Annotated in this window: 13 protein-coding genes; 9 read left to right on the top strand and 4 right to left on the bottom strand. The window is 57.6% G+C overall.

The features are described 5' to 3' along the window. Window positions 1–491 precede the first annotated feature (491 nt). The 3 genes from AACL53_RS18095 to AACL53_RS18085 all read left to right on the top strand — a co-directional run bounded on the left by AACL53_RS18095 (window position 492) and on the right by AACL53_RS18085 (window position 4,174). The gene (locus AACL53_RS18095; protein WP_339085940.1) at window positions 492–1,073 is read left to right on the top strand and encodes an HdeA/HdeB family chaperone; all 582 of its coding nucleotides are present in this window, start codon (window positions 492–494) and stop codon (window positions 1,071–1,073) included. A 458-nt stretch (window positions 1,074–1,531) separates the two neighbouring features. After that, on the top strand, window positions 1,532–3,757 hold the full coding sequence (locus AACL53_RS18090; RefSeq protein ID WP_339085939.1) for a cytochrome c peroxidase: 2,226 nt from the start codon (window positions 1,532–1,534) through the stop codon (window positions 3,755–3,757). Between the two features lie 33 nt (window positions 3,758–3,790). After that, complete coding sequence (locus AACL53_RS18085; RefSeq protein WP_339085938.1) at window positions 3,791–4,174, top strand: hypothetical protein; 384 nt, start codon at window positions 3,791–3,793, stop codon at window positions 4,172–4,174. Window positions 4,175–4,252: 78 nt separating this feature from the next. Here the strand turns inward: AACL53_RS18085 and AACL53_RS18080 are convergent, their stop codons facing one another. The 4 genes from AACL53_RS18080 to AACL53_RS18065 all read right to left on the bottom strand — a co-directional run bounded on the left by AACL53_RS18080 (window position 4,253) and on the right by AACL53_RS18065 (window position 8,621). Beyond that, the gene (locus tag AACL53_RS18080; protein WP_339085937.1) at window positions 4,253–5,542 is read right to left on the bottom strand and encodes a histidine kinase; all 1,290 of its coding nucleotides are present in this window, start codon (window positions 5,540–5,542) and stop codon (window positions 4,253–4,255) included. Window positions 5,543–5,857: 315 nt separating this feature from the next. After that, window positions 5,858–7,207, bottom strand: a complete 1,350-nt coding sequence (locus AACL53_RS18075) for a sensor histidine kinase (RefSeq protein WP_339085936.1) — start codon at window positions 7,205–7,207, stop codon at window positions 5,858–5,860. Continuing rightward, window positions 7,207–7,869 (bottom strand): response regulator transcription factor, encoded by a 663-nt coding sequence (locus tag AACL53_RS18070; RefSeq protein WP_339085935.1) that lies wholly within the window; start codon window positions 7,867–7,869, stop codon window positions 7,207–7,209. The genes AACL53_RS18075 and AACL53_RS18070 overlap by 1 nt, the downstream gene beginning before the upstream one ends. A 122-nt stretch (window positions 7,870–7,991) precedes the next feature. Continuing rightward, window positions 7,992–8,621: a response regulator transcription factor gene (locus AACL53_RS18065; RefSeq protein ID WP_339086976.1), complete on the bottom strand. Its 630-nt coding sequence runs from the start codon at window positions 8,619–8,621 to the stop codon at window positions 7,992–7,994. A gap of 265 nt (window positions 8,622–8,886) precedes the next feature. Between AACL53_RS18065 and AACL53_RS18060 the strand changes: the two genes are divergently transcribed. Genes AACL53_RS18060 through AACL53_RS18035 form a run of 6 tightly spaced genes read left to right on the top strand, consistent with a single transcriptional unit; the run spans window position 8,887 to window position 13,787 of the window. Continuing rightward, entirely contained in the window at window positions 8,887–9,228 is a 342-nt protein-coding gene (locus tag AACL53_RS18060) for a hypothetical protein (RefSeq protein ID WP_339085934.1), read from the top strand. A gap of 52 nt (window positions 9,229–9,280) precedes the next feature. Further along, window positions 9,281–11,095 (top strand): GspE/PulE family protein, encoded by a 1,815-nt coding sequence (locus AACL53_RS18055; protein WP_339085933.1) that lies wholly within the window; start codon window positions 9,281–9,283, stop codon window positions 11,093–11,095. Beyond that, entirely contained in the window at window positions 11,050–12,276 is a 1,227-nt protein-coding gene (locus AACL53_RS18050) for a type II secretion system F family protein (protein WP_339085932.1), read from the top strand. The genes AACL53_RS18055 and AACL53_RS18050 overlap by 46 nt, the downstream gene beginning before the upstream one ends. After that, complete coding sequence (locus AACL53_RS18045; RefSeq protein WP_339085931.1) at window positions 12,273–12,740, top strand: prepilin-type N-terminal cleavage/methylation domain-containing protein; 468 nt, start codon at window positions 12,273–12,275, stop codon at window positions 12,738–12,740. The genes AACL53_RS18050 and AACL53_RS18045 overlap by 4 nt, the downstream gene beginning before the upstream one ends. Then, entirely contained in the window at window positions 12,724–13,137 is a 414-nt protein-coding gene (locus AACL53_RS18040; RefSeq protein WP_339085930.1) for a type II secretion system protein J, read from the top strand. The genes AACL53_RS18045 and AACL53_RS18040 overlap by 17 nt, the downstream gene beginning before the upstream one ends. After that, window positions 13,134–13,787 (top strand): prepilin-type N-terminal cleavage/methylation domain-containing protein, encoded by a 654-nt coding sequence (locus AACL53_RS18035; protein ID WP_339085929.1) that lies wholly within the window; start codon window positions 13,134–13,136, stop codon window positions 13,785–13,787. The genes AACL53_RS18040 and AACL53_RS18035 overlap by 4 nt, the downstream gene beginning before the upstream one ends.

Here is a 13,787-nt window from a genome sequence, read left to right as displayed (position 1 = left end):
TCAGGTCGTTTGGGGAATACCTGCGAACCGGCGAGCATTTTCCTGACGACCTCGATCGCGGATTTCGTCGCCTCGATATGGCCGCGCGTTTGTGCGGAACTCGCCTTCAGGCGCTCCGCAAATGATAAGGCCTGCCTATCTCTAATATCCTTCGAAACGCGGAAATCGACCCAAATAACATTGTCTCTAAACATGCCACCGGCGCCTCTAACGCTGTGCTTCATCCCAACGAGTGCAATCTGCGTGCCTCGTTAGGACAGGAGCGTTTTTGGCTCGTGGTTGGTTCGGTTCGCTACTGTCGAATCCTCCAACGATCGGCTGACATCACAACGGATAAAAGCTGGTCGTTATTCACCGGACCAGCCCTCAAAACGCGATCACTCTTCCCTATTGGTTAATCTCTCTACGATAAGAAGGCCCGGCTCGGGGATCGTCCCGCGTCCCGGCTCGTAGGCACTGCGGCGGCCGGTGAGTCAATCAGGGACTGTTCTATGAAGCGTATCTTCCTTTCCGTATTGTCTTCGCTGTTTCTCTTGGCGGTGCTTCCGGTTGCAGCGTCGGCCGATCCAATCGACGTATCGACAATCAGCTGCGAGAGACTGGCCTCGGCCTACGAAGCAAAGTCGAAGGGCGATATTTCATTCGTGAACGGCATTCTGAATTGGATGGGCGGATACCACGCCACCGTCGATCAGGGCACCGTCGTCGATTGGGTCAAACTATCGGACTCATTCAACAAAACCGTCGAGTTTTGCTCCGAGCATCCTGGCATCGGCGTGCTGTCGGCGAGCGAAAAATTCATGGGCGAAAATATCGAAGACGCGAGCCCTGAGAGCGTCGATCTCGCTATCGTAACGTGCGAGACGGTTCTGACGAACAAGGACGTCCAGAAAAACATCGGTGATACGTTCATGTGGCTCGCCGGCTATCACGCCAGCTACAACAACGGCTCGACGATGCTGGATGTTGAGAAGTTCATCAAGCAAACGAGCGACATCGCCGATTACTGCGCGGCCAATCCGAAGACGAGTTTGGTAACAGCCGCCGAGAAATTCATGAGTGAAAGCGAGTAGACTTCCACTCGGGACGGCCTGGAATGGAGCGGATTGACCGCTCCTATTCCTATTTTCCTTTTTCATATGTCATTTGATTCATTTCGGTACGTCGGCGACGGCAGGGAGTGCGCGACGCGGACTCCGGCCGGCCGCAATTTTTCTGCCGCCGGCATCATCTGCTCGACGATGGTCCGGCAATTCACGGTGCTGGCTAAGACCAAGGTCTAATCGCGCGCACCCTCCAGACCCCATCCGTTCCGATCTACTCCAAGAATCCAAAGCAATTATCGTTCGTCGTGCAGCGCTCGGCGCGCTTCTTGCTGAGTTCTTCGCCGGCCTGGTGAGTGGCGTTCGAGGATTGAAATATGGTGTGCGTTGATTGGATAAGCGAAGGCGCTGACACGCAACATCGCAAAAGACAGGTGCGCAAATCGCTTGCCTTCTTTGGAACCAGGCTCACCGCATGGACAGTCGCGGTGGCGATCGCATCGGCAGGCCTCCCGGTGTACGAGTCGTCGGCGCAGGTTGTCGATCCGGTCGCCGACATTCCCTCCCTCGTCGGCGTAAAGCCGATTTTGCCCGACGTGAGCGCATATATCAGAGATCCGATTGCCGCGCAGCAGCTTGGAAAGGCATTGTTCTGGGACACGCAGGTCGGAAGCGACGGGCAAGCTTGTGCGACCTGTCATTTCCACGCGGGCGCCGACATCCGGACTAAAAATCAAACGGATCCCAGCGTCCGAAACACCGTGGTCGCCTTGCAGAATATCTTTGACGCGCGGGATAACAACGCTGGCATCGCGGGTCCCAACAAACAATTCGCAGCCCTGGATTTCCCGTTCCACAAACTTGCCGATATCAACAATCGCGAATCTTCAGTTATCTTCGACACAAACGATGTCTTTTCATCGCAAGGCACCTATGCGGGGGACTTCGTTTCCGGAGGCAGATCGCTGCGTCAAGACCTCCTGACGGCTTTCCTCCTGAAACGAAACGTGTTCAGAGGCAGGTCTCGCTCGAGCGAAAAATGCAATCTGACCTACAGCCCGTTTAATCCCAATACGAATCCCTCGGGGAATCCCTTTCACGCGAACGGGCTCATCTATCGAAAAGTCGAACCACGGCAGACCCCGACGACAATCAACGCAGTTTTCAATTTCAGGCAGTTCTGGGACGGCCGCGCGAACAGCCAGTTCAATGGCGTCGATCCATTCGGCCCGCGAACATTCACGCCGCTGGATCCGGTCACGTCGGCCGGCAACCCCAATGCAGCGGGCGCTGGAATACTCGTCCCATCCGGTAAGGCTTTGGTTATAACGAAGCCGCTCATCGACAATGCGAGCCTCGCTTCACAGGCGGTCGGACCTCCGCTGAGCGACTTTGAAATGTCGTGCGCAGGAAAGACGTTTGCTGATCTGGGCGCGAAGCTCCTCCCGATGCGGCCGCTCTCGACGCAGGTCGTGCATCCCCAGGATAGCCTTTTCAGCAAGACCCCGGCGCTCATTCCGTCCTCGTCGCAGACCGGACTGAAAACCACCTACAAGGCACTCGTCGAAAAAGCATTCTTCCCGAAGTACTGGAGCAGTCCCGGATGGTTCAACGTCGATCCGGCGACGGGCGCCATAACCCTTGATTTCGTCAAGGGGCATACGCAGGAAGAACAGAACTTCTCGCTCTTTTGGGGATTGGCGATCCAAGCCTATGAGCAGTTGCTCATTTCCGATGACTCGCCCTTCGACCACGGCCCGGCGGCAATGAACCCGCAAGCGGTCGCGGGTTTGGCGATCTTTGAAGGCAAGGGAAAATGCGTTGCCTGCCACAACGGGCCGCTCCTCTCTGGGGCGACAGTGACCAGTCTTTCGACTGAATCTCCCAAAGCGATTGAAGGCATGCTGATGGGAGACGGCCGTCCTGGGATCTATGACACGGGCTTCTACAATATCGGCGTCCGGCCGACGTCAGACGACATCGGTGTTGGCGCCCTCGATCCATACGGCTTTGACCTCTCATTCACGCGCCAGTTCAAATGGCGTCTTCTGAACCAGAAAAATAAAAGCGTAGACCGGTTCGACTCCAGGCCTTGTGAATTTGCAACCCCAATATTCACGCCTTGCGACAACCTTCCTTCACTGACCGACCCAGCTTCGGCGCCACGCGACTCCGTGGACGGATCATTCAAAGTCCCGATCCTTCGCAACGTCGGTCTCAATCCGCCTTACTTCCACAATGGCGGACAAGCGACGCTGAAGGACGTTGTCCGCTTCTACAATCGCGGCGGCGATCGTCGCGGTCCGCTCGATAGCGACACCACAGGACTGGCAACACCCACGCCGTTCGGCGTGGTCAATCATACAAATCTTGATCCGGATATCGGCGATGCTAGCGCAACGTCGACAAATAATGCGCTTGGTTTGACGGACGAGGAGGAAGACGATCTCGTCCAATTCTTACTTTCGCTCACCGATAATCGCGTTGCCTGCCACTCGGGAGTGTTCGACCACCCCTCGTTGCCGATTGCAAACGGCGAACTAGATGTAGCCAAGGCCAAAACCCAACAGGCGAAGGACATCGTCGTCACCCTGCCGGCGGTTGGTCAACAGGGGCTGAAGGTCTGCTTCCCCAACTCGGGCGATCTTTTCGGTACGCTCAACACGACAGACACACGTCGTCTCCAGGACGTATTCAATCAGGTCATCAAGTGAATCGAGAAGGCACGCATCGAGCAAACAACAGAAATGATGCGCAATTTCGGGCAAGCATCATTCGATAGTGAAAACCGCTGCGTGGATGACGCCATAGCCATATTGCGCACCGTCTATATTGCCGGGAATCTTCTGGCCGGTATCCTGATCCTGCTCGCAGTCTTCGCATTGCCATACGGCAAGACGCCGCTTGACGAATTTAACGCGCCGGAAAAGCTGCGCCAGCTTCGCTGTGGCCTGGCTTTGACTGTTCGCTTCGGCGTTTTACTGACGCTCGGGTCCGGTGCCTTATGGATTTTTCTGGTCGTTGCCGAATACGTCCATCGTTCGTTGCAAGGCACCAATGTGAGCTGGGACCAGAACGTTATCCAGATGATGCAATTGAGTTCAGTCGCTTCCGATTCGATTTGGCTCTGAACCCTGCTCCGCGTGGTAACGCTCATCGCGAACGAAGCAATGCGCCAGCCTTGCACATCTACCGGATATGGCCGCGCCTCATGCGGACACCAGCGTCGCGATGATGTCTTGCTCGATTGCGAATGTCGCCACGACACGCGTTCCCTCGCCGCGCGAGGGATAAATTTCAAGGACGCCGCCCTTTGATCTTATCCTTTGTACCATCCCGGACAGACCGAATGAGGCGTTCTCATCTGGACCAATTATATGAGATTTGAACTGAGTACCCTCGTCGCGCACTTCGACGGTGAGCAAGCGACCGTCGTATTCCGCACGCAATGACTGTCCCTTCCCGCCGGCGTGCCAGAACGCGTTGTTCAACGCCTCGCGCGCGAATTGAAAGAGGCACTGAGAAATATCGCTGCTCACCCGGGGTAATGGACCGATGCTGAGCGCAACAGAACTTCGCGTTCGCTCTTCATGCAATCGGGCGGCGAACGTGAGCACCTGATCGAGCGTCAAATTTTCGAGATCGGGGTTCGTTGATTTCCGTAATATGTTGCGGATTTCCTTTAAGGCATCTCCGGTCACCCCACGTACAGAGTCGATAGCAGCCTTCGGCATGTGTGCATCGGGAGCGAGGCCAAGAGCGTCGAGCTTGAGCAAGGCAAGGGCAAGAAGTTGTGCGGGGCCATCATGCAAATCGGCCATGACTTCGCCTATCGACGTCGCCTTGCCGTCGTCGGAATTTTTGCCGGGTGCTGCGGCCGGCTCAGCCGTCGCACCATGACTGCGGAGGCTGTCCGCGGCCATCAAGTAGTTTGTGATCGCGCTTTTCCGAAAGTTGCGATGCTTTCGGGTTTCGCGCAGCACTGCCAGCGCGGCGATCCCTGAGAGCAGTGCAAAAAAGAAAGCGAAAGCTGAACTCACTTTCCGGGCTTTGCGGAAATCCTTGGAAAGCGCGTCGGCATCCATGAAGAACTCTGCGGCCCCGATCACCGGTGACGATCCGAGCGCGTGTAAAGGCGCATGAACTTCGACGATCGGAACGACGAAATCGCGCTTGCCGGTAACTCGATCGTGCCCAGCCTCGCTCAGCTCCGTTGTGACTCGGCCTTTGAGCGCGCCGCGGAGCTCGTCGTGCAGTTCGAGCTTGATACCTTCGAGGTTCTTTTCATCACTGAAAACGATTGTGCCGTCAGGATGCCAGATCTTCAAGTTGACGACGTTCTTGCGAAAAACGGGATTGATGAGCAACTTGTCGAGAGCTGCCTTTTCATCCGTCGTGAGGCTTGGCCCGACGGCGAGAGACTGGACCAGCGGTTCGAGGAAGCCTTCGATGAAATTCGCAGCGGTTATCGAAGCATTTTCGATAATGCGTGATTCCATATGTGAATCTGCGAAAAACGTAATGGCCATTGCGGCCAGTAAAAATGCTGTTGCGATAGTCGCAGGCAAACGACGAGACGTGTTCGCTATTCCCGCGAGAGATTCGGCAGGCGGCGAATAAGCACGTCCGGCAATACGATCGATTTTGGCGCCCATCTTGGTCTCTATAGTCGGCGCAATTCCCTTATTTCTTATAAAAAGGACGCCTTTCGTTGTCTAGGATGCGCGCATTCTGTCGGCAGATAACGGCGAGATGAATTCTGAATGCCGATCAGTTTCACTTGCGACGGTGACGGATCAGACAGACGACCGGCATCAGCCTTGATTGAGCGTGATTGCCGCGCGTAACCCCCCGAGTGAACTGCGCGACAACCGGAATTGGCCTCCATGGAGGAAAATAAGCTCGCTGGCGATCGCAAGCCCGAGGCCGGTGCCCGGCACTGTAGGATCTGCTCTTTCCCCCCGCTGTAAGATGCGCCCCATCTGCTCCTCTTCGACCCCCGGACCGTCATCATCCACTGTCAGCAGAATGGAATTCGCCGTCTGGCTGGCTTCGACCAATACCTGATGACGAGCCCATTTCTGAGCGTTGTCCAGAACGTTGCCCATGATATCGCTGAAGTCGGCGCGATCGATGGTCAATGGCATCGACAGATTGACCAACACCTGCCAGTGAAGCTCCTCGCTCTTGGCCAGCTTCTTCAGCGCACTCACGATCCCACAAATTTCAGTCGCAGCATCGATCTGTGTACGTGCGGTGAGCTCGGTCGCTCGCGGCCGCGAGAGAGCAAGCTCCCGTTCGACATGCCAGCGCATGGCTTCCAGTTGCTTTTCGAATTCCGCGGCCCGCTTGGCGGACCCATCGCGCCTTAGCTGCCGGCTAAGGGCGGCCATGACCGCCAGGGGAGTTTTGAGACCATGTGCGAGGTTCGCGGCTCGGGCGCCTGCCGCGGCAAGCGCATTGTCACGGGCGGCGAGAAGATCATTCGTCTCCGAAATGAGAGGCACGATCTCTGTCGGAAAGTTCCCTTCAATTCGCCGCGCGCTACCGTCGCGGACGGCCGTCAAAGAGGCTCGAAGCGCCTGCAGGGGCCTCAGGCCGACGAACACCTGCACCGACGCAGCAAGGATAATCAGCAAAAAGACTACGGCGACGCCAGCCCACACATCATTTGAGAACTTCTGGCGGGCGACCAGTATCTCTGCATAGTCGATCGCGGTAACGATTTCGAATTTTCGATCGCCCTTGCCATTCGGCTGAACAATTGTGGCAAGCCCCAGCAAAGACTGGTCATTTGGCCCGGAAAAGCGGCTAACGGCAATTTCGCCCATTCGCGCGGGCGTAGCCGGAGTGAGTGTTTCCGCCCACAAGGAGGGCGAACGCAAGATTGGCCGGCCATTCTCGGATAGCTGCCAATACCGGTGGCCGTAAGCCAATAAGAAGTTGGGGTGGGCGGGGACATCGACCAGATTCACATTTCCCTGCTCATCGATCTCGAGTGAAGCGGCGATAAGCTGAAGGTCGGCCGTGAGGTCGGATACCGCGCCCCTATCGATGCTTCGTTGGAAAAGGACCTGCAGTCCCAGGGCGGCCATCGGCAACGTGAAAAGAAGAAAGACCAGCCAAGCCGCCAATAATCTAACGCTGAGCGATCCTGCTCGCATCACAACTGCGCGCTCACGATATAGCCCTGACCCCGGCGAGTCTCGATGATGTCGATGCCGATCTTGCGTCTGAGACGCGCAATCATGGCCTCGATGGCATTGACGTCGCGTCCGTCGTTGTGCCCGTAGACATGCTCTTTGAGCTCTTCCCGAGAGACGACTTTGCCCAAGTGGTGCACGAGGTGGCTTAGGAGCCGGAATTCGAACGGAGTGACATGAACGTTTCTTCCCTCGACCGTCACGTTCATCTGAGCCGTGTCGAGCCGGAGCGACCCGGCGGTGATCGTTGACGTGCGTTGAACGTTGCCGCGCCGTAGAACGGCGCCAAGGCGCGCCAGAAGCTCCGGCATCTGGAAAGGTTTCGGCAGGTAGTCGTCCGCGCCGGCATTGATCCCTTCGACACGTTCGACCCAGGACGCTCGCGCCGTTAACACGACAACCGGCATCGACCGCGCATCGGCGCGCCAACGCCGGAGAACGCTGAGGCCGTCGAGCTTGGGTAGACCAAGATCGAGAATGACGGCGCTGTAGGTCTCGGTCGTACCGAGCAGCAGAGCGTCCTCGCCGCTGTCGCAGATCTCCACGATGTAACCCGCTTCGGTAAGGCTTGACCGGATGTCTTCGGCGATCGTTGGCTCATCCTCGACGACCAAGATTTTCATTCGCCTTGACCTCTTAACCGCTCCCCGTGGCTAGGCCGCAGTCCCAATATCTCTCGGCCTCGACATCGGCCACCGCAGACGCCTTAGCGACGCCGAGTCGACATGCGAGAAATTCCAATGGTTTAGACAGACCGTTCCTTGACCCGAAGCGCCGCTTCCAGCCTGCTGCGAACCTGCAGTTTCTGCATGATGCTGGTCATGTAATGCTTGACGGTTTTCTCGCTGAGCGAGAGGACGCGGGCAATTTCTTTGTTCTTCAGCCCGAGCGCCAGTTGATCGAGGACCGCCTCCTCGCGCGACGTGAGATCGTTCTGTGCCGACTGCGCCTTAGGCGCGGTGCGAACACGGATTTTCGTCAATATGCGAGCGGCCAGCGCCGGCGTTACGTAAGACTCGCCCTCGCACACGCTGCGGACCACACGAGCGAGTTCGGCCGGGCTCGTTCCCTTGAGTACGTAACCCGCCACACCGGCTTCGAGGCACGTCGCGACGCTATCGTCCAAATCGCAGATCGTTAGCATTATGAGGCGAATTTTCGGGTGGGCCTTTGAGATTTGTAATGCCGCTTCAAGGCCCGACCCCGGCATATTAACGTCCAATATGATCGCGTCCGGACGTATATTTTGAGCAATCGCAATGGCATCGTGGGCGCTCCCGCCCTCCGCGACCACGTCGAAATCGCCAGCTGCTTTGAGAGAATGAATTACGCCGGCCCGCAATAAGGGATGGTCGTCTATTACCGCAACACGCACATTGGCCACGATACTCAGCCCGTTTCTAAAGCGTTTTCGCAATCAAAACATCAGTTGTCGGATTAGTTTATAGTAGTTCCAGACATTTTACTCAAACTGAAAGCGAACGCCGGCGGTGCCTAATTCGTATTTTTGTTAATCGCAGTGTAGCATCGGTGCACTCCTCGCTCATCCTGACAGGTTCCTGACAGCCGACGGTGAACAACTGTCAGGCGAGAATGAGTAGGAGTTGAAGCCGAGCGAGCATTCAGAGACGAGGCAGGCCATGATGGACTTTGATGTCGAAACGCCGGCCGCCTGGAGCGTTGGCCTGACGGCGCAGCGAGACGGCCTCGAAATACACGCTGTAAACAGCCGGAGTGAAGTGATCCTGGAAGGCTGGTTTCCGATCGAAACCGGTTTGGCACTCGTTTGCGCCCGCCCCTCCTCACTGATTGCGATCGACGAAGAAACACTTCCAACAAGCATCGTTTCCGATCTGGCCTGCTTCGGTCATTCGGTCGTAGTTGTTCCGCCGACGGCCGATTTTTGGAATAAGCCCTCGTCGCGCCGGCGGGCGAAAGATATTCACGATATCGGCGTGACCCTACTGGAAGTTATGAACTGAAAGGCGCAAAATAGATTCAAGTTCGCTTGAATTTGTACGCGGGAGTTTGACGGTGGCGCTTGGAGCGGGGGAATTCGCGGACGTTGCCGTTGATCCGCTCCGTGGCGATCCGCGTTCGGCCGATTTCATCGAGCAGTTCTCGTCGTTTCTTCAATCGAATTCGTTCTTGGACGAATTGGCGATTCGGCGGGCGCAGCGCGCACAAAAGCAATCCGGCGAACGCTTTGACTTGGTCATTATGCGCCTGGGCTTGCTGTCCGACAGGCATATGGCGAAGGCCCTGTCGGCATACTGCGGCCTTCCGCTTGTCTCGGAAGACGCGTTTCCGGAGCGACCGCTATTCGCCGAGGAAATAGATGCGGCCTTTCTGAAGCAGAGCGGCGTTCTACCGCTGGCCGACAAAGGCGAAATGATCGAGCTCGCGGTCGCTGATCCCTTCAATCGCGACGGCATTGCCGCAATCGCTTACTTGCTGGGTCGCCCAATTGAACTCTGCATCGCAGCGTTCGGAGACATCGAAAAGGCGATCGGGAAGCTCTACGTCAGCAACGGCGCGAAGCCGGAAATCGATGCAGGCTCCTCGGCATCGGCCGCCGAAGCGAGTGACGCCGACGTCCAGCGCCTCGAGGACATGGCGAGCGAAGCCCCGGTCATTCGCCTGGTCCAAGACCTCATCGTACGCGCCGCCAACGAGCAGGCCTCAGACATCCACATTGAGCCGCGCGAAGATTGCGTGCGGGTGCGCATCCGTCTCGATGGCATTCTGCATACGATAGAGACGCTGCCGATCAACGTGCGAGAAGCCCTTGGCTCACGCGTCAAAATCATGGCGCGTCTGAATATAGCCGAACGGCGCCTGCCCCAGGACGGCCGCATCAAGGTCAATGTCCGCGGACGAGAGATTGATCTCCGCGTCTCGACGATGCCGACGCTGTGGGGCGAAAGCATCGTCCTCCGCCTTCTTGATCGTAGCAGCGTCGAGCTCGACTTTCCGAAGCTCGGCTTTTCAGGGGGATCGTACGACGATCTCCGCCAGCTATTGGACCAGCCGAACGGGATAATTTTGGTCACCGGCCCGACCGGAAGCGGCAAGACCACGACGCTTTATACGGCACTCAGTCTTTTGAATTCGGCCGAACGAAAGGTGTTCACCGTCGAAGATCCGATCGAGTACCAGCTCGCCGGCGTCAACCAAATTCAAGTGCAACCGAAGATCGGCCTGAACTTTGCGACGGCCCTGCGCTCGATCCTCCGTCAGGATCCCGACATCATCATGGTTGGTGAAATACGCGACCTCGAAACGGCGCAAATCGCCATTCAGGCGTCGTTGACGGGGCATCTGGTGTTATCGACCGTTCACACCAATAGCGCCGCTGCGACCTTGACACGGCTATTGGATATGGGCGTCGAAAAATATCTGCTCGCGTCCACCGTAAAGGGCGTACTCGCACAACGGCTTGTCAGGAAGCTTTGCTCGAATTGCTCGCAGCCGTCGCCGGAAACACCTCGCGTCATGCGCTGGCTGCGGTCGACGGGGGCAGACCCGATCGCGCTGCTGAACGGCGAAGAGCCACGGCTGCACCGCGCGATCGGATGTCCGGCATGCCGGCACACGGGGTTCTCCGGCCGCACGACGATCTACGAGTTGCTCACGATGTCGGAGGAAATTCGCGACACCATTTCGATCGGTAACTCAGAAGGGGAAATAGAAAGAGTGAGCATGGCTCAGGGTATGACGACCATGCTACAAGCAGGACTGCTGAAGGCACTTAAAGGCGAGACGACGGTCGAAGAAGTTATGCGCGTAGCCCGGTTTGATACATGCCTCAATTCCGATACAGAGCCTACGATCAGCACGGCGCCTTAAAGAAGGGTGATATCGAGGCACGCTCGCGCGAAGCGGCGCTGGAAGCGCTTCATAAGCAGAGTTTCTATACCTTAGATCTCCTCGAGGCTAAGCCAGCCGGCAGTCAGCGATGGTGGGACCGCGAGGTCTTCGGCGGTGGATCGCTGCCCCTTTCCGGTTTGGCGCTCTTCACCCGCGAGCTTTCAATTCTGATCAACGCGGATCTGCCGCTGGACGAAGCGCTGCGCATCGTCAGTCTGCAGCCGCTTATGCCGGCGCGAGTCCGCAAGTGCACTCAGGCAATACTCGAAGCCGTGCGCGGAGGCTCTTCGCTGTCAGGCGCCATGGCGGCGCGCGGGGGCGATTTTCCGGAATATTATTGGAGGCTCGTTGAATCGGGAGAAGCAAGCGGATCGCTTGGGGATGTCCTCGAAGACATAAGCGGCTTTCTCGAGCGCTCGGCAGAGCTTAGGTCGCAAATATCTTCAGCGCTGGTTTACCCGGCGATCCTCATGGCTGCTGCGGCCGTCGCCGTTGGCGTTATTCTGACCCTTCTCGTCCCGACCGTGCTGCCTCTGTTCAAGGATGCAGGCGCACCGCCGCCGCCGTTTCTCCAGTTTCTCGTGGATGCGGAAACGTTCGCCTCGCAAAATTGGGCACTGGTCGCGGCCGTTGCCGCGGGGCTCTTCATTGCAACTGCCCTGGCGTTCCGCAATTCGGGGTTCCGTCAATGGCTGGATCGGGCGTTCCTCCGCGTACCCTTGCTCGGCCGCTTTTCTGCGAACCGGGAAACGGCCCGTCTCGCGCGAACCCTTGCGACGCTCACTCGCAACGGCGTCGCAATGCTCGACGCTGTTCGAATATCTGCAGCGGTTCTCCGAAACCGCGCGTTCGCGACAGCGGTCACACAGGCCGGCGAAACTCTAAAGGAAGGCGGCACGCTGTCAAAGCCGCTCGAGCAATCGGGCCTTTTCTCCGAACTGTCGCTCCGCTTGATCGCTGTCGGCGAGCAAACGGGTCAGCTCGAACCGATGCTGACGCGCGTCGCCACCATTTATGAGGCGACGCTTGCGCGCCAAATTTCCCGCCTGATGACACTGCTGACCCCCGTTCTGACGCTATTTATCGGCCTGATGGTCGGCGGTCTTATCGTCTCGGTTATGAACGCGATCCTGAGCGTCAACAATCTGGCTTTGCAATGATCCGCGGACAGCATCGCTCACCGGTCGAGACGGAGGCAGGCTTCACGCTGCTGGAATTACTTGTCGTTCTGGTCATCATCGCGGTCACGGCGGCCATTGCGCTTCCGAAGACGCGAGGCAGCAGTAGTGCGTTGGCGCTCCGAAGCACGGCCGTAGGTATCGCTGCAGAATTTCGAACCGCGCGCGCCGACGCCATACGCACGAGCACCAGCCGGTCGGTCATGATCGATGTCGCACGGCGAAAGTACTGGGCAGACGGCGACAGCAACGCTCACCAGATACCGGCGGCGGTCGAGGTTACTGCAACGATCGGCAATTCCGGACCGACCGCGCTTGCGACGTTGAATTTTGAGCCCGACGGCAGCTCTACCGGCGGAAAGATTTCGCTCAGCGCCGGCAAGAGCAAGGCGGATATCATCGTCGATTGGATGACCGGAGCAACCCAAGTTGACCGCAGCTTTTGAGTTCTCGGAAACCCGGGACGACGGGTTTACGCTTATCGAATCGATTGTGGCCCTTGTCATGTTCGCCAGCGCCTTTGTCGTTGCTCAGTATGCGCTCGGGCGGGGAATGCAGAGCGTCCGGATCGCCAACGGAGAAGCCGAGGCCTTGGAAATTGCGCGATCCGTTCTGCAATCGGCGGGTACTTCAGAAGTTTTCGAGGATTCGCTGCACCAGACCGGCGTGAGCGGCGGAATGTCCTGGGAGTTGGCAGCTTCAAGATATAAGCCCGAACCGCCTCCGGAAGCGCCGCTAAAAATCGGCGGATATTGGGTCACTGTTGATGTGAATTGGCGCGACAGCGGCCTGCGCCCGAGAAAAATCAGTCTGACGACCTTGAAGCTTTTTCCATCGTCATGACGAGCGTCGTTCGAGAACACACGCGCCTCAGACCGCAGGAAGCAGGATTCACATTACTCGAAGTGCTCGTGTCGTTGGTCCTTATTTCGCTGTTGCTCGCGGCGCTGCCGCACGCTCTACGCATCAGCAAAAGCGCCTTCAAAGTTACGGCAAGGCTCGACCAGGAATCCGTTACGACCGCCTCGCTCGCTTTCCTCGAGCGCCAACTGTCGGAAGCGACGCCGATTTATCAAAATTCGCCGGATGGGATGCTCGCGATGGTATTCAGCGGCGAGCCCCGCTCGGTGAAGTTCGTCGCACCGATGATCAGTCGGGCTCAACAGGGCGGGCTCTTTCTTTTCTCATTGTCGGCGATTGCTGCGCCCGATGGCCGTCAATCGCTTGCCCTAACCTGGCAACCATTCCGGACCGTTTCCGACCACCGGGACGCGCCGCAGCCGGAGGGTCAGCGGATTTTGCTAACCGATGCGACGGACTTCGCGCTGAGCTACTTCGGCGTTCCGGTGCACAGCGCAAAAGCACAGTGGACCGACAAATGGGCGAGAAAAGACGCCCTTCCGACGCTTGTGGAATTTACATACAAGTCGCCGGGAGGCCGTTCCGATGTGCGCTCGAGGCGCGTTGAATTGCATCTTCGCCCGCAGCCCTAG

Origin of the sequence: Hyphomicrobium sp. ghe19, from assembly GCF_902712875.1 — a bacterium.
Classification (GTDB): Bacteria; Pseudomonadota; Alphaproteobacteria; order Rhizobiales; family Hyphomicrobiaceae; genus Hyphomicrobium_B.
This window is presented reverse-complemented; position numbering and strand designations above follow the sequence as displayed.